This window comes from Promicromonospora alba, assembly GCF_042654905.1.
Classification (GTDB): Bacteria; Actinomycetota; Actinomycetes; order Actinomycetales; family Cellulomonadaceae; genus Promicromonospora; species Promicromonospora alba.
In genome coordinates, this window is the sequence record NZ_JBHSFI010000005.1 from 448,035 (window position 1) to 474,755 (window position 26,721).

The window sequence follows — 26,721 nt, forward strand, 5'->3', positions numbered from 1 at the left end:
CATGTCAGCTCATACGTCCACCGGCCCCGGTGCGATCCGCGTGGCCCCCGGCCGCATCGAGATCAACGCCGACCGCGCGCCGCACGAACGCCTGCGCCTCGTCGTCCTGAACACCGGCGACCGGCCCGTCCAGATCGGCTCCCACCTGCACCTGCCCGACGCCAACAGCGCGCTGGAGTTCGACCGCGCGGCAGCGCACGGTTTCCGGCTCGACGTGCCCTCCGGCACGTCCCAGCGGTTCGAGCCCGGGGCGAGCCGCCTGGTCGACGCCGTGACGATCCGCGGAGCGCGGCAGGTCCCGGGCATCCAGCGGGGCAAGGCCGACGGCGGCGCGCTGGGGCCGGTCACCGAGCCGTCGTCGCCCGCGTCGCCCGCGGCCGACGACGAGCCGGAGAACCGCTGATGGCCTGGGTGGACCGCGAGCGCTACGCCGCGCTGTACGGCCCGACGGTCGGCGACCAGGTGCGCCTCGGCGACACCGACCTGTGGATCGAGGTCACCGAGGACCGCACGGCCGGCGGCGAGGAGGCGGTGTTCGGCGGCGGCAAGTCGATCCGCGAGTCGATGGCGCAGTCGACCCGCACCCGCGCGCAGGGCGCGCTGGACACGGTGATCACGAACGCGATCGTCCTGGACTGGTGGGGCGTGGTCCGGGCCGACGTCGGGCTGCGGGACGGGCGGATCGTCGCCCTGGGGCGGTCCGGCAACCCGGACGTCGCGGACGGCGTCCACCCCGACCTGGTCATCGGGCCGTCTACCGACGTCATCTCCGGCGAGGGCCGGATCCTCACGGCCGGGGCGTTCGACGCGCACGTGCACCTGCTGTCGCCGTCGCAGCTGCACGAGGCGCTCGCGACGGGGATCACGACGGTCGCGGGCGGCGGCACCGGCCCGTCCGAGGGGTCCAAGGCGACGACGGTCACCGGGGCGGGGCACCTGCGCCACATCCTGCGCGCGCTCGATCCGGTCCCGGTCAACGTGCTGCTGCTCGGCAAGGGCAACACCGTCAGCGCGGACGCCCTGGCGGAGCAGGCCCTGGCCGGCGCGGGCGGCTACAAGATCCACGAGGACTGGGGCGCGACCCCGGCCGCGCTCGACGCCGCGCTGCGCGCCGCCGGGGAGTGGGGTCTGCAGGTCGCCCTGCACTCGGACTCGCTCAACGAGGCCGGGTTCGTGCAGTCGACGGTCGACGCCATCGGCGGCCGCTCGATCCACGCCTTCCACGTCGAGGGCGCGGGCGGCGGCCACGCCCCCGACATCCTGACGATCGCGGGCCTGCCGCACGTCATCCCGGGGTCCACGAACCCGACCCTCCCGCACACGGTCAACACCGTGGCCGAGCACCTCGACATGCTGATGGTCTGCCACCACCTGAGCCCGGCGGTCCCGGAGGACCTGGCGTTCGCGGAGTCCCGCATCCGCGCCACGACGATCGCCGCGGAGGACGTGCTGCACGACATGGGGGCGCTGTCGGTCACGTCGTCCGACGCGCAGGCGATGGGCCGCATCGGCGAGGTCATCACCCGCACGTGGCAGGTCGCGCACGTCATGAAGCACCGCCGCGGACCGCTCGGCAGCTCGGAGCCCGCCGACAACGAGCGCGCCCGCCGCTACGTCGCCAAGTACACGATCAACCCCGCGATCGGCCACGGCATCGACGCCCACGTCGGCTCGGTGGAGCCCGGCAAGCTCGCGGACCTCGTCCTGTGGGACCCGCGGTTCTTCGGCGTCCGTCCCGACGTCGTGCTCAAGGGCGGGGTGATCGCGTGGGCCGCGCTCGGCGACCCGAACGCCTCCATCCCGACGCCGCAGCCCGTGCTGCAGCGCCCGGCGTTCGGCGACGCGATAGCCGCCGACCTGTCGCTCGCGTTCGTCGCCCCGGCCGCGATCGAGGACGGGCTGGCGGACCGGCTCGGGCTGCGGCGCGAGCTGGCCGCCGTGGCCCCGACCCGCGACGTCGGCAAGGCGGACATGCGCAACAACGACGTCCTGCCCCGCATCGACATCCGGCCGGACACGTTCGAGATCCGGGTGGACGGCGACCTCGTCGAGCCCGCGCCCGCCGTCCGGCTGCCGCTCGCGCAGCTCTACTCGATGTTCTGAGCGACCCGTGACCTCACCCCACGCCCTCTCGGTGGCGCTGCTGCTCGCGGACGCCCGCCTGCCCAGCGGCGGGCACGCGCACTCGGCGAGCCTCGAGCCCGCGCTGCTGGGCGGCATGCCCACCGGCGAGGTACCCGCCTGGATCGTCGGGCGGGCGACGACGGTGAGCCTCGTGGAGGCCGGGACGGCCGTCGTGACGGCGCGGCTGCTCGCGCGGGCGGACGGCGGCTTCGGGCTCTCCGACGAGACCGGGGCGTCGGCCGGCGGCGTGCGGGGCGCCGGCGGCTTCGGCCTCGCCGACGTCGTCCGCGCCTGGGCCGCCCGGACGCCCGCGCCCGCCCTGCGCGACGCCGCCCGCCTGCTCGGCCGTGGCTACCTTCGCCTCGCGCGGACCCTGTGGGCGGATTCTCCGGCTGTGCAAACCCTGGTCGCGCACGACGCCGGCCACGGGCCGCTTCCCCGCGCGGTCGTGCTGGGGGCGGTCGCCGCGGCGACCGGCCTGCCCGCCGCCGACACCGTCCGGCTCACCGTCTACGACGACGCCCAGACGGCGGCGTCGGCCCTGCTCAAGCTCGAACCGCTGGACCCGGTCACGCCCGCGCGCTGGGTCCTCGAAGCCTGCGCTGCGGCGGAGGAGCACGTGCTCCGCGTCGCGGCGTGCACCACCCCGGAGGACATCCCGGCCTCCGGTTCCCCGCAGACCGAGGGCTGGGCGCAGGCCCACTCCCTCCTGAGCCAAAGGTTGTTCCGTGCCTGATTCCCTGCCCGTCCCCGCCCCTTCCCCCGCCCTCGACGTGTCAGACGCACAGGTCACTCGGGTGACCCGTGTGTCTGACACATCTGCCGCTCATCGCGCCCTGCGTCTCGGGGTCGCCGGGCCGGTCGGCGTCGGCAAGTCGTCCCTGATCGCCACGGTGTGCCGAGCGCTCGGCGCCGAGCTGCGCATCGGCGTCATCACCAACGACATCTACACCGACGAGGACGCCCGCTTCCTGCGCTCCGCCGGCGTGCTCGAGCCCGAACGCATCCGCGCCGTGGAGACCGGTGCCTGCCCGCACACCGCCATCCGCGACGACGTCACGGCGAACCTCCTGGCCACCGAGGACCTGGAGCGCGACTTCGACCCGCTGGACCTCGTGATCATCGAGTCGGGCGGCGACAACCTCACGGCCACCTTCTCCCCCGCGCTCGTCGACGCCCAGATCTTCGTGCTCGACGTCGCCGGCGGCGGCGACGTCGCCCGCAAGGGCGGTCCCGGGATCGGCCGGGCCGACCTGCTCGTCGTCAACAAGACCGACCTCGCCCCGTACGTGGGCGTCGATGTCGAGCAGATGGTCGCCGACGCGTCCGCCGCACGGGAGAACCGCGCCGTCGTCGCGCTCTCCCGCAGCGACGAGACGTCGGTCGCCGAGCTGCGTGCCTGGGTGCTCGGCGTGCTGGCCAGCTTCCGCGCGGGCGCGCACGTCGCCCAGGACCCGGGCCCCATGGCGCCCCACTTCCACGCCGACGAGGACGGCGGCTACGTGCACAGCCACGACGACGAGGACCAGGCGCACGACCACGCCCACGCGCACTGACCTGCCGGTGCTGAGTACAGACCCGCCGTCGACGTCGTCGTCGGCCCGGGAGCCGTCGGCCCGGCCCGCGTCGTCGCCCGCCGCACGGGTGACCCGGGTGTCGGTCGAGCCGCCGACAGGGTTCGGCGCGCCCGTACGCGTCCGCACCTCGGACGGTCTGCTGGCGGCGCGGGTCGTCGCCCGCGACGGGTCGCATGCGGAGGTCGCGCTGGTCGCGGGCGGCGCCATGCTGCTCGGCGGTGACCAGGTCGTCGTCAGCATCCGCGTGGCCCCCGGGTGCGCCCTCACCCTGACCGACGTCGGCGGCACCGTCGCCTACGACGGGGAGGGACGGGGGTGCCGGTGGGACGCCGACCTGAGCCTGGGCGCCGGGGCCAGCCTGACCTGGGCCGGCCTGCCGTTCATCGTGGCCGCCGGAGCGGACGTACGGCGCACCACGACGGCGCGGCTCGGCGCCGGTGCGGCCCTCACCCTGCGGGAGACCGTGGTGCTGGGGCGGTCCGGCGAACGCGGCGGCCGCATGGTGCTGCGGACCGAGATCACTGACGACGTCGGCCCCGTCCTCGTCGAGGAGCTGACCGCCGTCGGCGACCACCCGGTCCCCGGCGTCCTGGGCGAGCACACCGTGATGGACACCGTCACCACGGTGGAGGGCGGCCCGGGCACGAGCCCTGACGCCCCTGTTCCTGCCCCTCCCGCTACCGCTGGCGGCGCGGTCACGCTCCGGCTGGACCGCGGCGGAACCCTCACCCGGTGGCTCGGCCCGGCCACACACCTCAGCCCCCTGGATCTCGGCGGCGGTTCCGCAGGCCGATGAGTCAGGCCGATGAGTCAGGCCGATGAGAACCGTCAGGAACACCAACCCGACCAACCCCTCGGAGGACAGATGACCACCAGCACGCCCGCCGAACACCGCACACGCCGCGGCGTGACGGTCCCCGTCATCGTCGCGCTCCACGTCGTCGGGATCGGCGGACTGGCCGCGGCCCTGCTCGCCGACGGCGACACCGGCGCGATCACGCTCGCCATGGGGCTGGCGGCATACGCCTTGGGGCTGCGCCACGCGTTCGACGCCGACCACATCGCCACCATCGACAACACGACCCGCAGGCTGGTCCGCGCGGACCGCGACGCGCGCGGGGTCGGGCTATGGTTCTCGCTGGGGCACTCGACGGTGGTCCTCGGCGCCGCCCTCCTCCTGGCCGTCGGCGTGCACGCCCTGGCGCCCATGCTCGGCGACGAGTCGTCACCCCTGCGCCGGGCGACCGGCGTCTGGGGCCCGCTCGTCTCGGGGACGTTCCTCCTGGCCATCGCCGCCGTCAACATCGCGATGCTGCGCCGCGCGCTGCGTGGGCGGACCGGCGCTGCCCCGGCGGGCGCCCCTGCGAACGCCGCCCCTGGGAGCACCGCCGCGGAAGGCCACACGCACCACGCCGGCGGTCCCGTCACCTGGGCGCTGCGCCGGTTCGAGTGGTCGACGGACAAGCCGGGCCGGATGTACGTCGTCGGGCTGGTGTTCGGGCTCGGGTTCGACACGGCCACCGAGATCGGCCTGCTGGCGATCACGGCGTCCGCCGCCGTCGGCCAGGTCGCGTGGTACTCCGTGCTGCCGCTCGCGGTGTTGTTCGCCGCGGGCATGTCGCTCCTGGACTCCGCTCAGGGCGCCGTGGCCCGGCGCGTCTATACCCACGCGGGCGACGGCGAGGCGGCTGCGGGCAGCAGCGGGGCGGCGGCGGGCGGAAGCGGAGCAGGCACCGCCACGGGAGGTGCAGCGCGCACCCGGGTGCGCTACGACGTCGTCGTCACCGGCATCTCGGCGCTGGCCGCGCTGGGGATCGGCGCCGTCACGCTGGTGCAGGTCGCCGTCGAGCACGCGCCGTGGCTCGGCTGGGTCCCGGGAGCCTCGGTGAGCCTCGAGCCGTACGGCGTCGTGCTCACGGTGGTGCTGTTGCTGACCTGGGGCGTGGGCGCCTACCTCACCTCCCCTCGGCGAAACAGCCGGCCGACGGCGTAGGCCCTCAGCCCTGCGCGAGCCGCGTCGTCAGCCGGGCGAGCACGTCGCGGCCGCGGGACGAGAGGTAGACCCGGATCACGCGGCGGTCGAACCCGTCGACCTCGCGGTAGACCAGGGCCTTGGTCAGCAGGTCGTCGACCCGGCGGCCGAGCGTCGCCTTGTCGGCGAGCACCGCCTCGCGCAGCTGGGACATCGTCAGGCCGTCGTCCGCGCCCAGGACGTCGAGCACCAGCCACTCGTCGAGCGTGTAACCCTCCGGGCCGAGCACCTCGGCGGCGTTCCGGGCGGCGCGGCGAGCGGCGAGCACAGACTCGCGCAGCACGGTCGCGGACATCGCGTCAGCCACGTCGCCGTGGGGCGTAGCCGTGACCGTCTCATCAGCAGTCCGCATGAGCGCGTGCCCTTCCTGTGTGCTCGTACACTACCCGCCAACACAGGCCGAGCCCAGAAGGAGGTTCCGCCGGCGGAACCTCTCAGGGCCCATCACCGGGACGGGGCGTCATGTCGGACTTCGTCGTCGGTGCGCTCCTGCATTTCCAGGGTCCCGGGGGGATCTACGGCCCGTCGTGCCAGGCCGTGACGGAGCTGGCCGTGGCGGAGCTGAACGCGACGGGCGGGATCCTCAGCCGGCCGGTGCGTGCCGAGTTCCTCGACGCAGGTCAGCCGCTCCCGGCCCTGCGACGTCAGGTGGCCAGGGTGCTGACCGTCGGCAGCATCCACGCGCTCACCGGCTGGCACACCTCGGCGGTGCGGAACGCCGTCGTGCCGCTGGTGCAGCGCCGCGTGCCGTACGTCTACCCGGCCGCGTACGAGGGCTCCGAGACCCGGCCGGGCCTCTACGTCACGGGCGAGGTCCCGTCGGCGCAGCTCTTCCCCGCGATCTCCCGGCTCCGCGCCGAGCTCGGAGTGCGGAGCTGGTACGTCGTCGGTGACGACTACGCCTGGCCACGGCGCACGTTCCAGGTGCTCTCCGCCCAGGCCACGACACTCGGCGTCGAGTTCGCCGGCACCCGGTTCCTGGCCGAGCAGGGAGCGAGCCGCGCGGAGCTCGGCGGCGTCGTGAACGACATCGAGGCCTCGCGGGCCGACGGCGTGCTGATGCTGATGGTCGGCCAGAACGCCGTCCGGTTCAACAGGGCGTTCGCCCGGCAGGGCCTGCACGAGCGAGTGGTCCGCCTGAGCACGCTCATGGAGGAGAACATGCTCATGGGCAGCGGCGTGGGCGGCACGGCCAACCTGTACTCGACCGGGGGCTGGTTCCGGAGCCTGGCGACGGGCGAGGCGCTCGACCTCATCGGCCGCTACACGGCCCACCACGGCGTGCACGCCCCCGCCGTCGGCGCGGCGGCGGAGGCGTGCTACGAAGGCATCTTCGCGCTCCGCACCATCGTCGAGCGGGCCGGGAGCGCGGCCGTCGCGGCGACCGACCGGTCCGTGGACGGCGTCGTGTACGAAGGGCCCCGCGGCCCCATGCGGTTCCAGGGCAACCATGCCCAGCACCGTCTCTACCTCGCGCGGGCCGAGGGCTTCGACTTCGACCTCATGGGCGAGCTGTGACTGCCGTCACACCGCTCTCGGTCACATCTGTCGGAGCTGGGGAGTCTCTTCCACATCGGGTGCACCACGCGCCCCCTGTGGAAGGAATCCCATGACCTCAGCCATCGAGAACCTCCGCCGCGACTTCGGCGGCGACGTCGTCGAGCCGGGCGCGGCCGAGTACGAGGCGGTGAGCCGCGCGAAGCTGGTCGCGGGCAGCCCGGCCTTCGTCCTGCGCCCCAAGACGGTCGGTGACGTGCAGACGGCGGTCCGGTTCGCCGTCCGATCAGGCCTTACCCTCTCCGTGCGCGGCGGCGGCCACAGCTTTCCCGGCTTCGGCACCAACGACGGCGGCATCGTGATCGACCTGAGCGGGCTCGCCGACGTCGAGGTGATCGACGAGGACCGCCGTCTCGTCCGGGTAGGCGGTGGCGCGACCTGGGGCCAGGTCGCGGAGGCGCTGACGCCGCACGGCCTCGCGATCTCCTCCGGCGACACCAAGAGCGTCGGAGTCGGCGGGCTGACGCTGAGCGGCGGCATCGGCTGGAAGGTCCGCAGGCACGGCCTGACGCTCGACCACCTGGTGGCCGCGCAGCTCGTCACCGCCGACGGCGCGGTCGTGCCCGCGAGCGCCGACGAGAACCCCGAGCTGTTCTGGGCGATCCGCGGGGGCGGCGGCAACCTCGGCATCGTGACCTCCTTCGAGTTCGTGGCCCACCCGACGACCGAGGTCTTCTTCGGCAAGATCACGTTCCCCGCCTCGGAGACCGCCGTCGTGCTCCAGGGCTGGGCGGACCACCTCCGCACGGCACCCGAGGAGCTCACCTCGATCGCGAACCTGGCCAACCCGTTCGCGGGCGGCCCGGAGGCACCGCTCGAGATCCACGTGGCGTTCGACGGCGACGACCCGGAGCTCGCGGCCAGGGCGCTCGACCCGATCCGCCGGCTCGGGACGGTGCTGGAGGACGACGTCGCGCCGCACGCCTACGCCGACACCCTCGTGGAGGGCGCGGCGCTGCCGCCGGGTCTCGAGCTGCTGGGCCACAGCGGCTTCGTCGAGCGGGAGTCGGTGTCCGACGTGCTGCGGATCGTCGCCGAGGTCGGTACGTCGGCGGGTTCGCCGTCGATAGCGATCCGCAGCGTCGGCGGCGCGGTGTCGCGGGTGCCCGACGACGCGACGGCGTACGCGCACCGCAGTGCGGAGCTGCTGGTCGCGACGGTGGCCGGCGGCCCGAAGCCGGTGATCGAGGCTGCCCGTCCCGGCCTCGCGGCGATCTGGGCGAGGCTCGCGCCGCACGTCAACGGCGCGTACTCGAACTTCCTCGGGACGACCACCGCGGACGACGTCGCGGCGGTCTATCCGGCGGGAACCTACGAGCGACTTGCCGCGGCGAAGCGGAAATACGACCCGAGCAACCTGTTCGCCCGGAATCACAACGTTCCGCCCGCCGCGGAGTGACCTACCTCATAGGGACAATTCGGGTCAAGTAGGACGCGAACTACCCCGTCAGCCGTGATGCGATTGTGACTTTGCGGCCGGACGGGGTTAGCGTCGCTCCGGTTCGCGGGAAGTCCGCGGGCACTCGAGGTGGGCGCCGAGCCCTGTCACCGCCTCGAGACTGCAAAGACAAGGACAGGGACGGGGGAACCACGTAAGCGGGCACCGAGACGGTGTCCTTGGGGTGAAGCCGCACAGGTAGTACGCGGCCGGGTCATTCTCCGATCCGAATCCGACAGCTCACCTCGTAGGCGTCAGGAGAAGCTCTTGACTACTCGCACGCCTGGGCGCCACCGTGCTGCCCGCAGACCGATCACCCCGCTGACTCCCCTCTCCCGTGCCGCGGCCCGGGGCATCTCAGGTGCCGCCCGCCGCGGCGCACTCGTCGTCGCCGGTTCCGGCCTGGCCGTCTCCTTGCTCAGCGTTCCCGCGGACGCCGCGCCGGTGGCCGACAACAGCCCGTCCACCGCCGAGCTCGACATCCTGAACAAGACGTCGCAGGGCTCGGTCGCCGAGGCCGTGGTGGTCGAGGCCGTGAACACCGCGCCCGCCGTGCAGGTAGCGGCCGACAGCAAGTTCACGCTGGAGACGGGCACCATCGAGGTGACCCCCGCCCCCGAGCCGGAGCCGGAGCCGGAGCCGGTCGTCGAGGAGGTCGTCGAGACCGCCGCAGCCGTCGAGACGGCCGTCCCGGCCGCCGCCAACGACATCGTCTCCATCGCCAGGCAGTACATCGGCGTGCCCTATGTCTGGGCAGGCTCGACGCCCGCGGGCTTCGACTGCTCCGGGTTCACCTCGTACGTCTACGCCCAGGTCGGCATCGACCTGCCGCGCACCTCCTCGGAGCAGCGCTACGCGGGCACCGTGGTGTCCCAGGCCGAGGCGCAGCCCGGCGACCTCATCTGGTCACCCGGCCACATCGCCATCTACGTGGGCAACGGCATGCAGATCGAGGCGCCGGTTCCCGGCCAGAGCGTGCACGAGTCGCAGATCTGGCAGAACAGCCCGACCTTCATCCGCGTCGGCTGATGGACAGAGTCTGAGCCGCAGCCTCGCGCCACCCGCCTGACCACGAGGACCCGCACCGACACGGTGCGGGTCCTCGTGCGTGTCACCGGCAGGTGGCAGGATCGCCACCATGAGCGTCCCCACGGCGGTCGAGACCAACGCCCTCAACACCATCGACGAGTCCGAGCGGCGCGGCTCGCCCCGCAGCCTGTTCTGGCCCTGGTTCGGGGCCAACGTGTCCGTGCTCGGTCTCGGTTACGGCTCCTACCTGCTCGGGTTCGGTGTCTCGTTCTGGCAGGCGACGGTGATCGGCGCGATCGGCATCGTGGCGTCGTTCCTCTTCTGCGGGTTCATCTCCCTGGCCGGCAAGCGCGGCTCGGCGCCCACGATGGTGCTGTCCCGCGCGGCGTTCGGGGTGCGCGGCAACAAGCTGCCGTCCCTGCTGTCGTGGATCCTCACCGTCGGCTGGGAGACGGTGCTCGTGTCCCTGGCCACGCTCGCGACCTCGACAGTGCTCGGGGCGCTCGGCTGGGGCGGCGGAACAGTGACCAAGGTCGTGGCCCTCGTGGTCGTGGCGAGCATCGTGGTCGCCGCCGGCGTCTTCGGGTTCGACCTCGTGATGCGGCTGCAGGTGATCATCACCGTGCTGACCGCCGTGCTCACCGTCGTCTACATCATCCTGGTGGCCGACCACGTCGACTGGGCGGCGGTCGCCGCGATCCCCGCGGGCGGCGCACCGCAGGTGATCGGCGGTCTCGTGTTCATGATGACCGGGTTCGGCCTGGGCTGGGTCAACATGGCCGCCGACTACTCGCGCTACCTGCCCCGCTCCGCCTCCGGCCCCCGGATCGTCGGCTGGACCACGCTGGGCGCCTCACTCGCCCCCGTGGTGCTGCTCGTCTTCGGCCTGCTGCTCGCCGGCTCGGACCCCGACCTGAACGCGGCGATCGGCGCCGACCCGATCGGCGCCCTGTCCACGCTCCTGCCGACGTGGTTCCTCATCCCGTTCGTCGTGGTCGCCCTGGCCGGGCTGATCGGCGGCGCGGCACTCGACATCTACTCCTCGGGGCTCGCGCTGCTCTCCCTGGGCCTGCCCGCCCCGCGCTGGGTCGCCGCCGCCATCGACGGCGGGCTCATGGTGATCGGCGCGATCTACGTCGTGTTCGTCGCGGACTCGTTCATCGGCCCCTTCCAGGGCTTCCTCATCACGCTGGGCGTACCCGTCGCCGCCTGGTGCGGCGTTCTGCTCGCCGACATCCTGCTGCGCCGCCGCGACTACACCGACGCCGACCTGTACGACGCCGCAGGCCGGTACGGGTCCGTGAACTGGTCCGCCGTGGCGCTGGTGCTGGGCGGCACCGCCATCGGCTGGGGCCTCGTGACCAACACCTACGCCCCGTGGCTCGCCTGGCAGGGCTACCTGCTCGGCCCGCTCGGCGGTGTCGACGGGAGCTGGGCGTTCGCCAACCTGGGCGTGCTCGTCGCCCTGGCCCTGGGCTTCTTCGGCACGCTCCTGCTCACCGCCCGCACCGTCCGCCGCCAGGAGGAGCGATGAGCGACGACGGAGCGGCCGCCGTCGCGCCGCCCGGGCCCGACTCGGCCCTGGTCATCATCGACATGCAGGACGTCTTCGCCCGCCCGCCCAGCCCGTGGGCCTCCCCCGACTACCCCACCGCGCTCGCAGGCACCCGCCGCCTGCTCCCCGCCTTCGCGGGTCGCACGGTCCTCACCAGGTACATCGCCCCCACGGTGCCGGACGGCGCCTGGCGCGCCTACTTCGAGCAGTGGCCGTTCGCGCTCGTGCCCGAGGACGACCCGCTCTACGAGATCACCGACCTGACCGACATCGTGGACGCCGGGGCGCCCGTCGTCACGCTCCCCACGTTCGGCAAGTGGGGCCCGGAGCTAGCCGCCGCCACGCACGACGCCGGCACGCTCGTGCTCGCCGGCGTCGCGACCGACTGCTGCGTGATCTCGACGGCGCTCGCCGCCGCCGACGCGGGCCGCCGCGTGCTCGTGGTCGCCGACGCCTGCGCCGGCTCGACGCCGGAGAACCACGAGCGCGCGCTGGACATCATGCGGCTCTACGCGCCGCTGATCGAGGTCACGACCGCGCAGGCCGTGCTGGCCGGGGTTCAGCCCGGCTAGCCGCGACCCACCACGTAGCCCGCCGAACGGCGCTCGTCGGCGAAGCTGCCCACCCTGCCCTTGCCCCACCTGATCACGAGCGCCTGCACCGAGCCGTAGCTGGGCCGGGCCGCCTCGTCGGTCACGACGACGTCGTAGCCCATCCCCCGCATCGCGCCGGCGAGCTGCGGGGTCTCCAGGCGCAGCTCGCCGCCGGTCAGGTAGAACCGGCCGGAGCGGACGGCGGTCTCCAGCGGCTGGCCGTGCAGGGCCCAGCGGGCGACGACGTTGGCGATGGTGCTCGGGATCTGCTGGCCGCCCGGGGTACCGAGCACGAGCACGGGGCGTTGCCGCTCGTCGAGCAGCATGGACGGCGAGCTCCAGGTCACGGAGCGGCGTCCCGGTTCCGGCTGGTTCGCCCCGTCGATGCCGACGTCGCCGAACCGCGAGAGCTGGTTGTTGACGAAGAACCCCGCGACGTACTGCCCGCTGCCCCAGTAGTTCGTGATGGTGTTGGTCATCGACACGGCCCTGCCGTCGGCGTCGACCACCGAGATATGGGTCGTGTTGGGTGCGCCCTCGTAGCTCGCGAGCGCGGCCGAGCTGCGGCTCGTCTCGGCGGCGCCCGGCAGGGTCGCCGCGAGCTGGGCGTTCCGCTCCGGATCGGTGAGCGACTCCACGGGGACGTCCACGAAGCGCGGGTCCCCGAAGTGCTCCTGCACGGAGGTGTCGGCGACCTGCCAGGCACGCGACAGGATGTCGACGTACTCGGGCGAGTCGGGGTCGACGTCGGCGATGCCAGCGGCCTCGGCGATCTGCAGCAGCTGGATGATGGCGGCGCCGGGCAGCGCCGGCGCTCCGGAGAGCATGGTGAACTCGCCCACCGGACCGGCCGCGGGCTCGGAGACGTCGACCTCGTAGGCGGCGAGCGACCCCCTGTCGATTCCCGGGGTCTCGGCCAGCGTCCGGGCGAGGCTGCCGGTGTAGAAGGAGTCCGCGCCGTCCTCGGCGAGGGTGCGCATGGTGGTGGCCAGCTCCTCCTGGACCAGCACGTCGCCCCGTCGGAGGAGCGAACCGTCGTCACGCCGGAAGTGCGGCAGCGACGCGGTGACCTCCGGGCCCGGGGCGCCGGCGATCTGGGACGCGAGGTACCGCGAGACCGGCTCGCCGGACCGGGCGAGCTCGATGGCGGGCTGCAGCAGGTCGGCCCAGGGCAGGCTCCCGTGGTCGCGGTGCAGCCGGTCCATCCCCGCGACGAAGCCCGGGATCCCCGCGCCGCTGTCCGGGATCTCGCCGACCTGGTTGACCACCTCGCGGTACTCGTAGTTCGCCGCCTCCCCGTCGGCGAGGACTATCGCGGCGCCTCCGCCCCCGATGCCCGAGCTGGCCGGCTGCAGGACGGCGTCCGCGAACGCCGCGGCGACCGCGGCGTCCACGGCGGTGCCGCCACGCTCCAGCATCTGCGCGCCGGCCTCGGCGGCCAGCGGATGTCCGGCGCTGACGCCGTGGGCGCCCAGCTCCGGCTGCGGTGCAGGCGTGGGCGTGGGCGAGGGTGGCGGTCCGGACGGCGAGGCCGACGCGGACGGCGACCGGCCGGCCCCGGGGGCGGGCGGCGCCGCCGTACAGGCGCCGAGCCCCACCATGACCGCGGCTGTCACGAACGCCGCCGCGATACCCGGCCGCTTCTTCTGGTCAATCACTGTTGTGTTGCCCTTTCTTCGGTTCGGTGCGTCTGCGTGGGGGTGCGTACCCGCGTCGTCGGCGGCAGGAGCCACGACCGGCGCAGGAGCTGTTCGATCGGCCCGGGCCGGCCCGTCCGTGCCCAGAGGACGGCCGCCACGATCACGGCGACGACGAGCGCCGAGCTGATCAGGACGCCCTGCCCGAACGAGAACCCCTGTGCGGGCTTGATCACCGCGAGCACGACGAAGTGCAGGACGTAGAGGGTCAGCGAGAGCCGGCCGCACGCGACCAGCCAGCCGAGAACCTGCGACCGCTCGAACCGGCGCAGAACCAGCGAGCACGCCGCGACGACGGCTACCGCTCCGCCGATGCTGCTGGCCAGCCACAGCGGCATCTGGCCGTGTGCGGCGCCGGTCAGCAGGCGCCAGGGGCCACGGTCCGCGTCCGGTCCGATGAGCAGGTACGCGAGCTGGGCGATCGCGACCGCGACCGCCGCGACGGCGGCGCCACCGGCGGCCAGCCGGCGGAGCACTGCCGTGTCGGTGAGGTCGAGCCGAGCCACGCACAGACCCGCGACGAACGGCACCGTCCAGCTCAGCAGCGGGTACCGGCCGGTCAGCAGGAGCGAGTACACCGCTTCCCACGGCGGCGTGCCGAGGGTGACCGGGTCGACCGGCTGTGAGCTCGGCCAGATCGTCTCGTGCGCGACGATGACGGCCGGTCCGGCGAGCGCGAGCACGACGCCGACGCCGAGCAGTGCGCGGTCGGGCAGCCGCCACAGCAGCGGCGCCAGCAGGAAGAGGACCGCGTAGGTGGGCAGGATGACGTTGACCTGGTCCGTCAGCTCCTGGAGCGCGGCACCTCCCCCGAAGAGGAGCGCCGCACGCCAGGTGACCGTCGACCACCCTTCCCGCTCCGGCCGCCGGTTCAGCAGGTACCCCATGCCGATGCCGGCCACGACGACGAAGAGCACGGAGGCCCGTCCGTACGGCAGCAGGTAGAGGCGCTGGAGGAGGGACTGCGAGCCCACCGGCCCGACGTTGACGACGATCATCCCGACGAGGGCGAGCCCGCGTGCGGCATCGATGCCCACGAGCCGGGGAGACCTGGCTCCGGCCGTCGCCGTCACGGTCGTGCGCCGAGCCAGGCGGATCGGCACGCGCGTCTACAGGGCCGCCCCGCTTCCACTTCCGTACCGACGTTTTGCTTCACGTCATGTTGACGCCTCTCGACCCACCATTGGTTGTGTGGGGACGGAAGCCCACACACTCCGTTCACGGATCCACGCGCGATGATGTTCTCGCTCGCGGCCGCGAGCGACCTACCGGACAAGACCGACAAGACCGACCGACAGGGAGTCAGCCGTGACCGTGACCAGGATCCGTGCCCAGTGGGAGCGCCACGACGAGCGGTTCTCCCCCGTCCGCGGGGACCGGTTCGTCGAGGTGCTGTACGACGGCGGCAGCTGGCTCGAGGGTCCCGCCTACTCGGCGGCCTGGCGCACCGTGCTCTTCAGCGACATCCCGAGCGACCGAGTCCTGTCCTGGGACGAGGTGACCGGCGCCGTCGGCGTCTGGCGCAGTCCGGGCGGGTATGCCAACGGCCGCACGATCGACCGTGCGGGTCGGATGCTCCAGTGCGAGCACGGATCCCGCTCGGTGACCCGCACCGAGCCGGACGGCACCGTGACCGTGCTCGCGGACCGCTGGGAGGGCAAGCGGTTCAACAGCCCCAACGACCTGGTCGAGCACAGCGGCGGCAGCGTCTGGTTCACCGACCCGGCGTACGGCATCGACAGCGACTACGAGGGCTTTCAGGCCACGCCGGAGATCGACGGCTGTCACGTCTACCGCCGCGACCTGGACGGTTCGGTCACGCGGGTCACCGACGACTTCTCCCGTCCCAACGGCCTGACGTTCTCGGCGGACGAGCGGACCCTCTATGTCACCGACACCGAGCGCAGGCACCTGCGTCGCTTCGACGTGGGGCCGGACCTCACCCTGACCGGCGGCGACGTGTTCGCCGTCTGCGACGCCGGTGGCTTCGACGGCATCCGGGTCGACGACGCCGGCCGCCTCTGGGGCGCGGCCGCCGACGGCCTGCACTGCTTCGACCCGGACGGCACCCTGCTCGGGAAGCTGCTGCTGCCCGAGGTCTGCTCGAACCTGACGTTCGGCGGACCGAAGCGCAACATGCTGTTCGTGACAGCGACGCACATGCTGCTGTCGATCCGGGTGACGGTGACGGGGCTCCGGTAGGCCGCGGCGCCCAGGCGCGGGGCGCGGCTGCGGCACCCTCAGCCGGGCATCTCGTTGTACCGCTGCTCGCAGTTGGGGCAGACCGCCAAGCCCTCGGGATCCTGGGTCGGCACGAAGAAGACGCCGCAAAGGGCACGCGCGGCTCTGCCCGCCACGGTCTGTCCCGCGAGGTGGATGCGATGTGCGTAATAGCTGTGGGTGCCAGGCACTGACTCGCCCAGCTCATTCCCTTCCACAAGCCGTTCGAGCTCGCGGACTCGAATCGAGAGGGCCCCAGGCTCTGCGATCGTCATGTACGAGTTCCTGTCGCGGTCCCACCCCTGCTCAGGTGGGTTGAGCGAGATCAGTGAGCGGATCGTCGCCTGCCAGAGGAGGTTGCTTCCAGCGAACGCAGGCTCCGGGAAGAGTTCGAGCTCGAGTTCGTCGGCCTCATAGTCATCGTCGCGGACCTGGGTGACGCTCACCTTGAACCGTCCGATGGGAGGCCTCTCGGTGGACACGTGACGAATAGCACCGCCCGTCGTCCCACCGCGCTGGACCACGCGCATGGAGTCCAACATCTGCGACTGCAAGGCCAGTTCCCACTCGGTGATCAATCGGGCTGCTGTCTCCTGCTTGAGCAGGCGCCAGTCCGCCTCGGTCGGCAGCCACTGATCGGTTGCTCCACCCTCGTTGGCCCTCTTCACGCGCATGTAGAAGTCGTCGTGATCCTGATGTTCGCCCTTGGCAAGCCCAGCAACGACCAACCAGTTCACGTTGGTCTCAGTATCTCGCCACACACCGCCACGCCACTGACCAGCTTTGATCTCGAAGAGCCGCAACTCGGTACTGCTCGTGATCGTGCCAACGAAGTTGTCGGCATCTGCCGTGTGAGCGAACGATGCCGCAGCCTTCCGGATGATTGGATGCGGCAATTCCGGCAACGGATGCAGCTGGCTGAGGTCGCCCTCAGCGAGCGCCCTCCCGGGCAGCGGAGAAGTCCATCCGGAAGTCAGATGCTCCGACAGCAGGTGGAGTGTGGGGCGAGCTCGTCGACTGTGCACCAAATAACCATAGATGTGCTTTGCCAAACACGCTCGGGTTAGTCAAAGACTATCTGCGACCTCGTCGATCGCGTTCGCACGTGTGCGGTCTTGGCTGGCAAAACGCTCGGCGAGCTCCCGGCGGCCACGCTGACGACGCGCCTCGAAGGCGATCAGGTCCCTCACTCTGATGCGACGGTCACGACCCACGCGATGGAACACGATCTCGCCTCCGTCCAGGAGCTTGTAGAGGTGCGTGCGACTCATGCCGAGGCGCTCAGCAGCCTGATTCGGCGACAGGACGGCGTCGGCGTCGATGACCGAGAGTTGTGAGCCATCGCGCGCAGCACGACTCAGCGTCAGTAACACGTCGCGCAGCTCGGGGCCGGCGCTGGTGCGCGCGAACTCTTCGAGTGCGTCAAGTTCGGCAGCGGGGATGTTCGCCGTCTCGAGAGCCATCACCACACCTCCCGTTCAAATGTCACAACTGCTTCAGATGTCACAGATGACTTTAGGCTCTCGGGCCCTGAGGGGCAAGCCCTCAGGCCGGCTCCACCGCCGTCGGCGTCCCGCCCGTGATCCGGACCAGCTCGTCGAACGTCGTGGGGAACACCGTCTTGGCGTGGCCCGCGGCTGCCCACACCTCGGTGTAGGCGGCGAGCGCCGTGTCGACGTAGGTCGGCACGGGAGCCGGGTGGCCGACGGGCGCGACACCGCCGATCACCTGCCCGGTCGACTCCTTGACCTGCTCCTTGGATGCGCGGGTGATCGTCGCGCCCGCCTGCTCCCCGAGCCACGCCGTGTCCACGCGGTGCGCACCGGAGGTCAGCACGAGGGTGGGCACGCCGTCGAAGAGGAACACCAGTGAGTTCGCGATCTGGCCCACCGCGATGCCGAGGTGCTCGGCGGCGAGGGCCGCAGTGGTCGCGGCGTCGTCCAGCCAGCGGACCTGGCCGGTGGCGCCGGCCTCGGCGAGCGCAGCGGTGACCTTCTCGACGGCGGGGTGGGTTGCTGGGTTCGACATACGCCAGATCCTAGGGACCGGCATGCCACGCGTCAGGCGGAATTCACGGCCGCACGGCTCACTGCCCGTCCCGGAACTCCACCTCCGGGTACTCGGCCACCGGGCCGTCCAGCAGCGGTGCGGCCCGGCCGCGCAGGTGGCGGTCCAGGAACGCGCCCACGTAGGCGTTGGTGATCTCGACGCCGCGGGCGCCACCGACGAACCCGCCCGGCACCGGCACGCCGAGCTGGTCGAGGAACATCAGCTGGTCGGTGAACGATCCGTGGTTGGCCGTCGGGACCTGCAGCCACAGGCCCGTCGCGCCCAGGCGAGCCCGGTTGTCCGGCCAGTCCGTCCCGTCGCTGGCGCCCGGCTCGTGCGAGGCGCTGCCCAGCATGAGGAACGGCCGGTCCATCCCGGACTCGGGAAAGTCCACCTGGAAGGTGCCGTCCATGTTGACCCCGGCGTCCACGCGCCGGTCGTCGACGATCGCCGCCGCGGCGGACGCGCCACCGATCGAGTGCCCGACGACGGCGATGTGCCGCGCGTCGACGGTCGGTCCGTGCCGCCAGAGCCGGCCGTTCGTCAGCTCGTCCAGGACGAAGTCGATGTCGAGGGCACGGCCTCGCGTGACCCACGCGCCGACCTCCGCGCTGTTCTCCCGCTCGCAGAGCAAGCAGGGAGCGACCCTGCCGTCGGGAAACTCGATGGCGCGGGCCTCGTACGTGTGGTCGACGCCGGCCACGACGTACCCGCGGGACGCGAGGTCCTCGGCGAGCGAGGTCAGCGACTCCCGGCTGAGGCCGGCGCCCGGCGACAGCACCACGAGCGACCGCCGGCCCGGCAACGCCGGGGCCCGGTCGTAGGAGTGGGTCTCGACGGTCGTCAGGATGTCCGACGGCACCGGCAGGTTCGCGGTCGCGACGATCGCCGCCGAGACCGCGTCGGTCGTGTACGGCGTGGGCTCGCCGTACGGCACCGCCGGGTACCAGACGGACACCATGAGCTCTCGGCGCCGCTCGGGCCGCCACGGGTCGGCGCGGTCCTCGTCGACGAGGTGGACCGGCGTCATGCCGACGGGGTACTGCCCCGTCGGTGCGGGCAGGGAGAGGGCCGGGGTTTCGTCAGACGACGTCGCGGTGGCCACCGCCGAGCTGGCCACCGCGCTGGGTGCGACGACCGCCGTGCAGGCCACGAGGGCCGTCGCGACGAGTGCGGACGGGATGAGTCTGGGTGTCTTCATGTGGAGGTTATTTCACGGCGCTGACCTGCGAACCAAGGGTTCGCGAGAGGTTCCAGGGACAAGCCAGGGAACCCCCTGAGCGCGTTGTCAGTGTCTCTGCCCAAGGGATTCGCTGTGCGCAAGCCGATGCGGCTCAGCCCACGAGCACCACGGCGCTGGAGTAACCCTCCACCTCCGGCGGGGTCCAGTCCTCCTCGTCGTCACCCTCGTCCGGCTCTTCCTCCCCGTCGTCCTCCGGCTCTGTCAGGCACAGCCCGTCGATCAGCCAGCCCAGGCCGTCGTCACCCACGCACAGACCGCCGCGCAGCGTGATGCCCGCGGTCGCGGACGCCGTCGAGCGGAGGTCGGTACCCGGGACCGCGTCCATGTGCCGCACCTCGACGGTCACCGTGAGCCTCGCCGGGTCGATGTGGGGCGGCCCGACCAGCTCGGCGCCGTTGTTCTCCGCGTACGCCTCGGCCGCCTCGCGCATCTCCTCCTCGAGCTCCGGGCCCAGCAGGGCCTCCTCGGCGAGCTCCCAGAACGCCTCGGGCTCCGAGACCCCGAGGTGCAGGCCGTGCAGCAGGCCCAGGTGCTCGTCCCACTCCTGGGTGGCGGCGAGCGCCGCGGCGTCGGCGGCGGTGCCGGCCTCGCGGCGGTCGTTCGTCGCCGAGCCCACCATGGTGATGACCAGCACCGCGGCCGTCAGCATGCCGACGGCGACGGGGATGGTCATGACGTGCATGGATCCGCGCTCGCGGTCCTCCGGCGTGGTGCGTGCCATGGTCAGTCTCCCGTGGGCGAGGTGGTCACCGGCACGTCGGTGATCCGGAACCGGTCCGGGGCATCGACGGTCACTGCGTCCTGGCCGGTGTCGGGCCAGACGACGGTGATCGTCGTCGACCCGCCCTGGTCCAGCGGCTTGATCTCCTCGTCGCCGAGCAGCCGGCGCAGCACGAACCCGCCGGACCGCTCCTCCTCGACGTAGTCGAACGGCAGCACCCGCTCCTGCGCGCCGAGCAGCGAGAGGTTGTGCGGGCCGGCGAGGTCGCCCAGGACCCCGAACCTTCGGTCGCCGATCTGCTCCAGGTAGGAGGGCAGGAACCACGCGACATCGATGGTCGAGCCCTCGGTGCGCTCGGCGACGAGCGTACCGACGATCGCGCCGGGCCGACGCACCATCGACTCGACCGCGACCGTGTACTCGCCGCCGCTCGTGGCGATGGTGACGGCGCCGTTCTCCGCCGTCGGCACGTCGGCGTCCGGCACGTCGGTCCCCTGGCCCGCCTCAACGACGAGGTGGCCCTGGAACTCGATCTCGACGCGGCGGTTCGTGGCGCGGGCGGCGGGGCTCGTGCCCTCGGCGACCGGCTCGTCCTCGCCCCGTCCCTCCTCGGTCACCACGAAGCCGTCGCCGAGCCTCGCGCGCAGCCGCTGAGCGACGGACTCGGCGCGCCGTTCCGACAGCGTCTGGTTGTAGGCGTCGGTGTCGACGTCGTCGGTGTGTCCCACCACGTGTACGTCGCCGTCGTCCGCCTGCTCCCGGATGGATGTCGCGGCGCGATCCACCACGCCGCGTGCCTGCCGCGAGAGCACGTGCTGGTCGGAGTCGAAGAGCACGTCCGAGGCCAGCGTGACGGTGACGTCGTCGTCCTCGGCGGACGTCGCGGACCCGGCGTCGTAGGCACGGGTGAAAGCGCGGAGCTTCTTGGTCTCGGCCTCGCCGACGCCGCCCACCTGGTCGACGGCGTCCTGGAAGCCGTCTCCCGCGGGGACGACGGGTACCGTCACTGCGCCGAAGCCGGGAAGCAGCACGTCCACCGCGTCACTCCCAGGAGCCGCGAAGACGGCGACGGCAGTACCCGTCAGGGCGCCGTCCTCGACCCACTCGATCGCGGCCGCCGGGGACCCGCCGGGTGCGTACGCCACGGGGTGGACGAGGCCCGCACCTGTGTCGACGAGGCGGACGCCCCTGCCGTCGGTGCCCGCGCTGCCGAGCCCGCCCAGGTTGAGCACGACGGTCGAGAACGAGGGCGGGTCCGACGGGTCGGCCGCCGTCGCTCCGAACGCGTACCGCAGGACCGCCAGCTCGCCGTCGGCCTCGACGGGACGCACGTCGAAGCGCACGCGTGCGCCGTGCCAGTCCCGGTCGACAGACACGACCTCGCCCGGAGGCGGGGAGCCTCCGGGCGAGGTGGGCGACGCCGATGCGCCGGGCGAGGACTCGACGACCGGGCCGGGCCTGTCCGTGCCGAGGAGCCCGCAACCTGCCGACAGGCTCACCAGACCGACGGCGAGCAGTGTGACCAGGGCCCGGCGCATCGACACCTCCGTTGTCTCGGGTGGATCAGGGGGCGGGGGCGCCGCCACCGATGTTGTTCACGGCGGTCGTGAGCTGGGTCAGGATCGCGGTGCCGACGGGTGTGGCGCCGGCCACGACGGCGCCGACGATCGCCACGACGACCAGGATGATGCCGACGTACTCCACGGAGCCCTGTCCGCGCTCGTCGTCGCGGGCCTGCCGCGCCACGCGCGCGGCGTAGGCCTTGAGCGTCACCTGTGCGGCGACTGCCTTCTCGGTCAGCGTGTTCATGGTGTCCTCCACGTAGGGTCTTCCGGTTGCCGACCGCTGGTCCGGGACCGCGGCCATGCCAGCAAAGTTACGGAGCGGCGGGTCGCGCGCCCAGGGTGCGCGGCCCCACCCGGGGGCCCGTTCTGCCTGGGCCCTTGGCCCTACCGTGGTCCGGGTCCCGCTGGAGCCACCGCACGATGGCCTGGCTCCGCGTGGTCACGCCGAGCTTGGCAAACAGGCTGTTCACGTGGTTCTTCACGGTCTTCTGGGAGATGAACAGGCGGGCCGCGACCTCTCCGTTCGACAGGCCGTCGGCGACCAGGTCCATCACCTCGGCCTCCCGCCGGGACAGCAGGTCCCGCACGGCCGGGCCCTGGGCGGGGGCGGCCGGTGCGGGCGCCACCCCGGAGACCACCTGGCTCCCGTTCCGGCACAGCCGGATCGCGTCCACCATCGCCTCGGGCTCCAGCGCGCCGTGCACCAGGTACCCGGCTGCCCCCGCGGCGAGCGCCTCGGACACCGTCGCCGGGTCGTCGGTGTGCGTCAGCATCACGACCGTCGCGCCGGTCAGTCGGGGCAGCAGCTCCAGCCCGCTCGTCCGGGGCATCCGCACGTCCAGCAGCACGACGTCGACCCGGCCGGCGTGCACGTGCGCCACTGCCTCGTCGGGGTCGCCCGTGTCGAGCACCGACGTGACCCCGGGCGCGCCGTCCAGCAGCGTCCGCAGGCCCATCCGGATGATCGGGTTGTCGTCCACGGCGAGGATGCGCATCAGGCCACCTCCGCCACGGGCCGGGGACCCACGCCGGCGGGTTCCCTGGGCAGCACGACGCGGGCGACGGTCCCGCCGTCCGGCCCAGGCGCCCAGGTGGCGTCGCCGCCGCACAGCTCCGCCCGTTCGCGGACGCCGCGCATCCCGTACCGGCCGTCGCCGGACGCCCCGGTGCCGAGCCCCACCCCGTCGTCGGCGACCACGAGCTCCACCACGCCGTCCGCCGCGGTCACGGCGATCTCGACGCGCGAGGCGTCCGCGTGCTTGCGCACGTTCTCCAGCAGCTCGGTCACCAGCGCGCGGACGTGGCTCACGCGGCGCTCGGCGGCCGCGCCGTCCACCCCGGGGCCGACGTCGACCGCCGCCGGGATCCCGGTCCGTCCCGTCCAGCGGCGGGCGATCTCGGTCAGGAGCCCGGCCACGCCGTCGTGGTCGTCACGCAGCTCGCCGAGCGCCCGCCGGGTGTGCTCGTGCACGGTCCGGACGGCGCCGCTGAGCCCACGCGCCACCTCGACGGTGCCCGGCGCGGCGCCCTCCCGGTCCAGCCGGTCGGCCAGCCCGTGCGCGGTCAGGGCGAGCCCGGCGAGGTCGCCCGCGACCGTGTCGTGCAGGTCGCGGGCCAGGCGCAGCCGTTCGGCCAGGGCCGCCTGGTCCGCGCGCGATGTCGCCAGCTCTGCGGACAGGATCGCCTGACGTCGCATCCGCCGCCCGAGCTGGGTCCCGGTCCAGGCCATGATGATGGTGAGGCCCGCACCGGCGCCGCCGGTGACCACCCCGCGCCAGCCGTCGTCGTACGCGGTGAGCTGGTAGAGGCACAGGGGCGCGGCCATCACCAGCGCCAGCGACAGGCCGGCGAAGAGGCCCCAGAGCGCGGCGGTCGCCGCGGCGTAGACCGCCATCAACGGCGAACCAGCCAGCGGCAGCAGGGCCACGACGGCAACTGCGGTGTCCGCCGCCAGCAGGATCCCGTTGCGGGCGTAGACGCGGCCGCGGCTCTCCCAGTTCAGCGCGGGCACGAACGAGAAGGGGGCGGCGAGCAGCACGAGGAACACACCGAGCCAGCCCGCGCCGTCGAGCAGGGCCAGCACCAGGGCGAACGCCAGGATCACGAGCCGGATCTGGCACAGCAGCCGCACCGCGGGGCCGATGGCACGCTGGGTCAGCGCGTCCATCGCGTGCGGCGGGCTCAGCCGGTCAGAAAAGGTCACCGAGGACCCCCGCGTTCGCGATGAGCACGGCCGACACCATCAGGATCAGCGCCCCGGGCAGGATGGTCATCGTCACGGCCAGCGAGACCATCGGCGCGGCCCGGGCCGCGCGCTGGCGCACGGTCTCCGCGTGCTCGCGGCGCACGTCGGAGGCGATGTCCGTGAGCGCGTCCGCCAGCGGCACCCCGAGCTCCTCGGCCTGCAGCAGCGCCGTCACGAACGTGCCGACGGTGGCGGACCGGTTGCGCTCCCGCAGGGCCACGAAGGTCTGCCGCCGGGACGCGCCCACGTTCATCTCCTGCAGCGCGGTGCGCATCTCGGCGGCCAGGGCGCCGCCGTGCAGGTCGCACACCCGCTCGAGGGCCTGCCGGAAGCCCAGGCCGGCGGTCACCGTCACGCTCAGCACGTCCAGGAAGTCGGGCAGCTCGGCGTCGATCTGCCGCCGGCGCCGGTTCGCCTCCGTGACCAGCCACAGCCTCATCCAGCCGCCCAGCGCCACCACCAGCGGCACGCCGACCAGCCACAGCCCCTGGAGCGTGAAGAACAGCCCGAACAGCAGGCCGAACAGCACGAGCGCCGCCTCGCGGCGCACGAACATGGTCAGCGTCACGCCCTCCGGCCGGCCCGCCCGGCGGATCGCGGTGTCGAGCCGCTGCAGGCGCTGCCGCCCGTGCAGTCGCACGGCCAGCGCGAGCAGGGGCGCTCCGACACGGTCCAGCACGGCGACGAAACCGCGCTGCCTCGGCTCCGCGTCCGGCGCGTACTCGGCCTCGACGTCCTCCAGCCCGGTGCTGGTCAGCAGCCGGCCCGAGACCATCCCGAACACCGCCAGCAGGGCGGCGGCCCCAGCGATCAGGAGCTCCGGCACGTCACACCTCCACCTTCGCCAGACGACGGACGAGCAGGTACCCGACGACGAAGAGCCCGGTCGCCACGAGCAGCACCACCTGGCCCGCCAGGTTGGTGATCATCACGTCCACGACGCCAGGGCTGAACGCGTTCATCAGCGCCACTGCCCCGAACGCCAGGAAGATCACCGTGTACCCGGAGAACTGCGCGCCCATCGTGGCGGTCACCACCTCGCGTCGCAGCCGCCGCCGCTCCTCCAGCGTCTGCCCGATCCCCGCCAGGGCGGTCACCAGCTCGCCGCCCGAGCGTCCCTGGATCGTGAGCGTCTGCACGAGCACCGACAGCTCCCGGGACGGCAGCCGCTCGCTCAGGCTCGCGAGGGCGTCCCCCATCGAGCGGCCGACCGCCATCTCGGCACCGACCTGCGCCACCTCGGACGCCGCGGGCTCGGTCATCTCCTGCGCCGCCATCTCGAGCGACCGGCGTACGGCCAGCCCGGCCGACGCACCGTTCGCCAGCAGCCGGGCCAGCTCCGGGAGCTGCGCCACGAACCGGTCCACGCGCTGGTCGCGCCGCCGGTCCAGCCAGCGCCGGGCGCCGACAGCGACGAGCACCACCGCGAGCCCCGCCGTCGCCCAGCCGAACAGCGGCAGGACGATCAGGCCCGCCACGACCGCCCCGGTGCACGCGGCGGTGAGGAACAGCGACGGCGACCAGGTCGGCAGGCCCGCCCCGGCAAGCAGCGCCACCAGGCGCTGGCCCCACCGGGCCCGGGTCAGCCGCTCGTCGAGGCGGGCGAACACGGAGACGCCGGCGAGCCGGTCCAGGTCGGCGGTCTCGACCATGCGCCGCTCGGTCTCGGCGTTGCTGACGAGCGTGGCCACCGTTGCGGCCGCCATCAGGAGCGTGACCAGCAGGCCCAGGGCGATGAACAGGACGGTCACCGGGCACCGCCGGGGGCCTCGACAGGCCCGGCCACCGAGGGCTCCACCACCTGGGGCAGCGTCTCGCCGGCGCGCTGCAGCCGCTCCACCAGCTCCCACGGAGCTGCGGAGCGGACGAACTCGCCGCTCACCGTGCGGTCGGGACCGATCGGGTCCCCGACGAACCGCATCAGCGGCGTCAGCGCGTACTCCTCGCGCCGCTGCGAGGTGACCGCCTGCACCTCGATCACGCGGCGGGAGCCGTCCTGCGCCCGCTCCAGGTGCACCACCAGGTCGATCGCCGAGTTGATCTGGTCGCGCAGCGTCGCGGCCGGCAGGTCGAGCTCGCTCATCGAGGCGAGCGTCTCCAGCCGGCCCAGCGCATCGCGCGCGGTGTTGGCGTGCACGGTGGCCACCGAGCCGTCGTGGCCGGTGTTCATCGCCTGCAGCATGTCCAGGGTCTCGCCGCCGCGGACCTCGCCCACGATGATCCGGTCGGGCCGCATACGCAGGGCGTTGCGCACCAGGTCGCGGATGGCGACGGCGCCTCGCCCCTCCACGTTCGCCGGACGCGACTCCAGCCGCACCACGTGCCCCTGCTGCAGGGACAGCTCGGCGGCGTCCTCGATCGTGACGATCCGCTCGTGCTCCGGGATCTGGCCGGACAGCGCGTTCAGGAACGTCGTCTTTCCCGAGCCCGTGCCACCCGAGACGACGATGTTCAGCCGCGCCCGCACGCACGCGCCCAGCAGGCTCGCCGTGCTCAGGTCCAGGGTGCCGCGGTCCACGAGCTCGCCCATCCGGAACGGCGTCGGGAACCGGCGGATCGTCAGGGTGGGCCCGTCCAGCGCCAGCGGCGGGATGATCACGTTCACGCGCTCGCCGCTGGGCAGGCGCGCGTCCACCATGGGCGAGGACTCGTCCACGCGGCGGTTCACCTGCGAGACGATCCGGTCGATGGTCTGGTAGAGCTGCTCTACCGACGCGAATCGGGCGGGCACCCGCTCCACCTTCCCGTACCGCTCGATGAACACGTCGTGCGGGCCGTTCACCATGATCTCGGTGATGGACTCGTCAGCCAGCAGCGGCTCCAGCACGCCGAGCCCGAGAGCGTCGTCGGTGATCCGCTGCACCAGCGCGCTGCGCTCGCGTGCCGACAGCACCGGCCCGTCCACGGACAGGATCCGGGACAGCACCCGCTCGAGCCGCACCCGCCGCTGGGACGGCGAGAGCCGGGCGAGCTCGTCGACGTCGATCTCCTCGAGCAGCCGCTCGCGGTACATCTTCGCGAGGTCGTGGTCCTCGCCGTGCCGTTCGTCGGCGGCGAGCCGGTCACGTAGCGCCAT

At 72.8% G+C, this 26,721-nt stretch carries 27 protein-coding genes and 1 riboswitch; of the genes, 12 read left to right on the plus strand and 15 right to left on the minus strand.

Going from position 1 to position 26,721, the window contains the following annotated elements:
• Position 1: 1 nt before the first annotated feature.
• The 6 genes from ureB to ACFO6V_RS17035 all read left to right on the plus strand — a co-directional run bounded on the left by ureB (position 2) and on the right by ACFO6V_RS17035 (position 5,694).
• Complete coding sequence (gene ureB / locus ACFO6V_RS17010) at positions 2-403, plus strand: urease subunit beta (protein ID WP_377137203.1); 402 nt, start codon at positions 2-4, stop codon at positions 401-403.
• Entirely contained in the window at positions 403-2,103 is a 1,701-nt protein-coding gene (locus tag ACFO6V_RS17015) for an urease subunit alpha (protein WP_377137205.1), read from the plus strand. The genes ureB and ACFO6V_RS17015 overlap by 1 nt, the downstream gene beginning before the upstream one ends.
• A 7-nt stretch (positions 2,104-2,110) precedes the next feature.
• On the plus strand, positions 2,111-2,860 hold the full coding sequence (locus ACFO6V_RS17020; RefSeq protein WP_377137207.1) for an urease accessory protein UreF: 750 nt from the start codon (positions 2,111-2,113) through the stop codon (positions 2,858-2,860).
• 70 nt (positions 2,861-2,930) lie between these two features.
• Positions 2,931-3,680, plus strand: coding sequence for an urease accessory protein UreG (ureG, locus tag ACFO6V_RS17025; protein ID WP_377137209.1), 750 nt, complete (start codon positions 2,931-2,933; stop codon positions 3,678-3,680).
• Positions 3,681-3,687: 7 nt separating this feature from the next.
• Positions 3,688-4,497 (plus strand): urease accessory protein UreD, encoded by an 810-nt coding sequence (locus ACFO6V_RS17030; protein ID WP_377137211.1) that lies wholly within the window; start codon positions 3,688-3,690, stop codon positions 4,495-4,497.
• Positions 4,498-4,566: 69 nt separating this feature from the next.
• Entirely contained in the window at positions 4,567-5,694 is a 1,128-nt protein-coding gene (locus tag ACFO6V_RS17035; protein WP_377137213.1) for a HoxN/HupN/NixA family nickel/cobalt transporter, read from the plus strand.
• Between the two features lie 4 nt (positions 5,695-5,698).
• Here ACFO6V_RS17035 and ACFO6V_RS17040 read toward each other — a convergent pair whose 3' ends face one another.
• Positions 5,699-6,085: a MarR family transcriptional regulator gene (locus tag ACFO6V_RS17040; protein WP_377137215.1), complete on the minus strand. Its 387-nt coding sequence runs from the start codon at positions 6,083-6,085 to the stop codon at positions 5,699-5,701.
• A 110-nt stretch (positions 6,086-6,195) separates the two neighbouring features.
• Here ACFO6V_RS17040 and ACFO6V_RS17045 point away from each other — a divergent pair, with 110 nt between their 5' ends.
• From ACFO6V_RS17045 to ACFO6V_RS17065, 5 genes are all read left to right on the plus strand, one after another.
• On the plus strand, positions 6,196-7,251 hold the full coding sequence (locus tag ACFO6V_RS17045; RefSeq protein WP_377137217.1) for a substrate-binding domain-containing protein: 1,056 nt from the start codon (positions 6,196-6,198) through the stop codon (positions 7,249-7,251).
• 91 nt (positions 7,252-7,342) lie between these two features.
• Positions 7,343-8,689, plus strand: a complete 1,347-nt coding sequence (locus ACFO6V_RS17050; RefSeq protein WP_377137219.1) for an FAD-binding oxidoreductase — start codon at positions 7,343-7,345, stop codon at positions 8,687-8,689.
• A 140-nt stretch (positions 8,690-8,829) separates the two neighbouring features.
• Positions 8,830-8,996: riboswitch (cyclic di-AMP (ydaO/yuaA leader) on the plus strand.
• Positions 8,996-9,757: a C40 family peptidase gene (locus tag ACFO6V_RS17055; protein WP_377137221.1), complete on the plus strand. Its 762-nt coding sequence runs from the start codon at positions 8,996-8,998 to the stop codon at positions 9,755-9,757. (Overlaps the previous riboswitch by 1 nt.)
• A 109-nt stretch (positions 9,758-9,866) precedes the next feature.
• Positions 9,867-11,291: a purine-cytosine permease family protein gene (locus tag ACFO6V_RS17060; protein WP_377137223.1), complete on the plus strand. Its 1,425-nt coding sequence runs from the start codon at positions 9,867-9,869 to the stop codon at positions 11,289-11,291.
• A complete protein-coding gene (locus tag ACFO6V_RS17065) occupies positions 11,288-11,884 on the plus strand; it encodes a cysteine hydrolase family protein (RefSeq protein ID WP_377137225.1) in 597 nt (198 codons plus the stop codon). Before ACFO6V_RS17060 ends, ACFO6V_RS17065 begins: the two co-directional genes overlap by 4 nt.
• Here ACFO6V_RS17065 and ACFO6V_RS17070 read toward each other — a convergent pair.
• On the minus strand, positions 11,881-13,563 hold the full coding sequence (locus ACFO6V_RS17070; RefSeq protein WP_377137227.1) for a gamma-glutamyltransferase: 1,683 nt from the start codon (positions 13,561-13,563) through the stop codon (positions 11,881-11,883). The genes ACFO6V_RS17065 and ACFO6V_RS17070 overlap by 4 nt on opposite strands.
• The gene (locus tag ACFO6V_RS17075; protein WP_377137229.1) at positions 13,560-14,705 is read right to left on the minus strand and encodes an acyltransferase family protein; all 1,146 of its coding nucleotides are present in this window, start codon (positions 14,703-14,705) and stop codon (positions 13,560-13,562) included. The genes ACFO6V_RS17070 and ACFO6V_RS17075 overlap by 4 nt, the downstream gene beginning before the upstream one ends.
• Positions 14,706-14,910: 205 nt before the next feature.
• On the opposite strand from ACFO6V_RS17075, the gene ACFO6V_RS17080 reads away from it, so the two are divergent.
• On the plus strand, positions 14,911-15,804 hold the full coding sequence (locus ACFO6V_RS17080; RefSeq protein ID WP_377137231.1) for an SMP-30/gluconolactonase/LRE family protein: 894 nt from the start codon (positions 14,911-14,913) through the stop codon (positions 15,802-15,804).
• 38 nt (positions 15,805-15,842) lie between these two features.
• Here the strand turns inward: ACFO6V_RS17080 and ACFO6V_RS17085 are convergent, their stop codons facing one another.
• From ACFO6V_RS17085 to ACFO6V_RS17140, 12 genes are all read right to left on the minus strand, one after another.
• Positions 15,843-16,847: a DUF3039 domain-containing protein gene (locus ACFO6V_RS17085; protein ID WP_377137233.1), complete on the minus strand. Its 1,005-nt coding sequence runs from the start codon at positions 16,845-16,847 to the stop codon at positions 15,843-15,845.
• Positions 16,848-16,889: 42 nt separating this feature from the next.
• On the minus strand, positions 16,890-17,285 hold the full coding sequence (locus tag ACFO6V_RS17090; RefSeq protein WP_377137235.1) for a helix-turn-helix domain-containing protein: 396 nt from the start codon (positions 17,283-17,285) through the stop codon (positions 16,890-16,892).
• Positions 17,286-17,367: 82 nt separating this feature from the next.
• Entirely contained in the window at positions 17,368-17,850 is a 483-nt protein-coding gene (locus ACFO6V_RS17095) for a YbaK/EbsC family protein (RefSeq protein ID WP_377137237.1), read from the minus strand.
• Positions 17,851-17,908: 58 nt separating this feature from the next.
• Positions 17,909-19,072 carry an alpha/beta hydrolase family protein gene (locus ACFO6V_RS17100; protein WP_377137239.1) on the minus strand — a complete coding sequence of 388 codons (1,164 nt, stop codon included), beginning with the start codon at positions 19,070-19,072 and terminating at the stop codon, positions 17,909-17,911.
• A gap of 133 nt (positions 19,073-19,205) precedes the next feature.
• A complete protein-coding gene (locus ACFO6V_RS17105) occupies positions 19,206-19,835 on the minus strand; it encodes a pilus assembly protein TadG-related protein (RefSeq protein ID WP_377137241.1) in 630 nt (209 codons plus the stop codon).
• A 2-nt stretch (positions 19,836-19,837) separates the two neighbouring features.
• On the minus strand, positions 19,838-21,373 hold the full coding sequence (locus ACFO6V_RS17110) for an OmpA family protein (RefSeq protein WP_377137243.1): 1,536 nt from the start codon (positions 21,371-21,373) through the stop codon (positions 19,838-19,840).
• 25 nt (positions 21,374-21,398) lie between these two features.
• On the minus strand, positions 21,399-21,644 hold the full coding sequence (locus ACFO6V_RS17115) for a hypothetical protein (protein WP_357510642.1): 246 nt from the start codon (positions 21,642-21,644) through the stop codon (positions 21,399-21,401).
• Between the two features lie 67 nt (positions 21,645-21,711).
• A complete protein-coding gene (locus tag ACFO6V_RS17120; RefSeq protein ID WP_377137245.1) occupies positions 21,712-22,395 on the minus strand; it encodes a response regulator transcription factor in 684 nt (227 codons plus the stop codon).
• Positions 22,395-23,603 carry a sensor histidine kinase gene (locus ACFO6V_RS17125; protein WP_377137247.1) on the minus strand — a complete coding sequence of 403 codons (1,209 nt, stop codon included), beginning with the start codon at positions 23,601-23,603 and terminating at the stop codon, positions 22,395-22,397. Before ACFO6V_RS17125 ends, ACFO6V_RS17120 begins: the two co-directional genes overlap by 1 nt.
• Positions 23,590-24,471: a type II secretion system F family protein gene (locus ACFO6V_RS17130; protein ID WP_377137249.1), complete on the minus strand. Its 882-nt coding sequence runs from the start codon at positions 24,469-24,471 to the stop codon at positions 23,590-23,592. The genes ACFO6V_RS17125 and ACFO6V_RS17130 overlap by 14 nt, the downstream gene beginning before the upstream one ends.
• A gap of 1 nt (position 24,472) precedes the next feature.
• A complete protein-coding gene (locus tag ACFO6V_RS17135) occupies positions 24,473-25,396 on the minus strand; it encodes a type II secretion system F family protein (RefSeq protein ID WP_377137251.1) in 924 nt (307 codons plus the stop codon).
• The gene (locus ACFO6V_RS17140; protein WP_377137253.1) at positions 25,393-26,721 is read right to left on the minus strand and encodes a CpaF family protein; all 1,329 of its coding nucleotides are present in this window, start codon (positions 26,719-26,721) and stop codon (positions 25,393-25,395) included. The genes ACFO6V_RS17135 and ACFO6V_RS17140 overlap by 4 nt, the downstream gene beginning before the upstream one ends.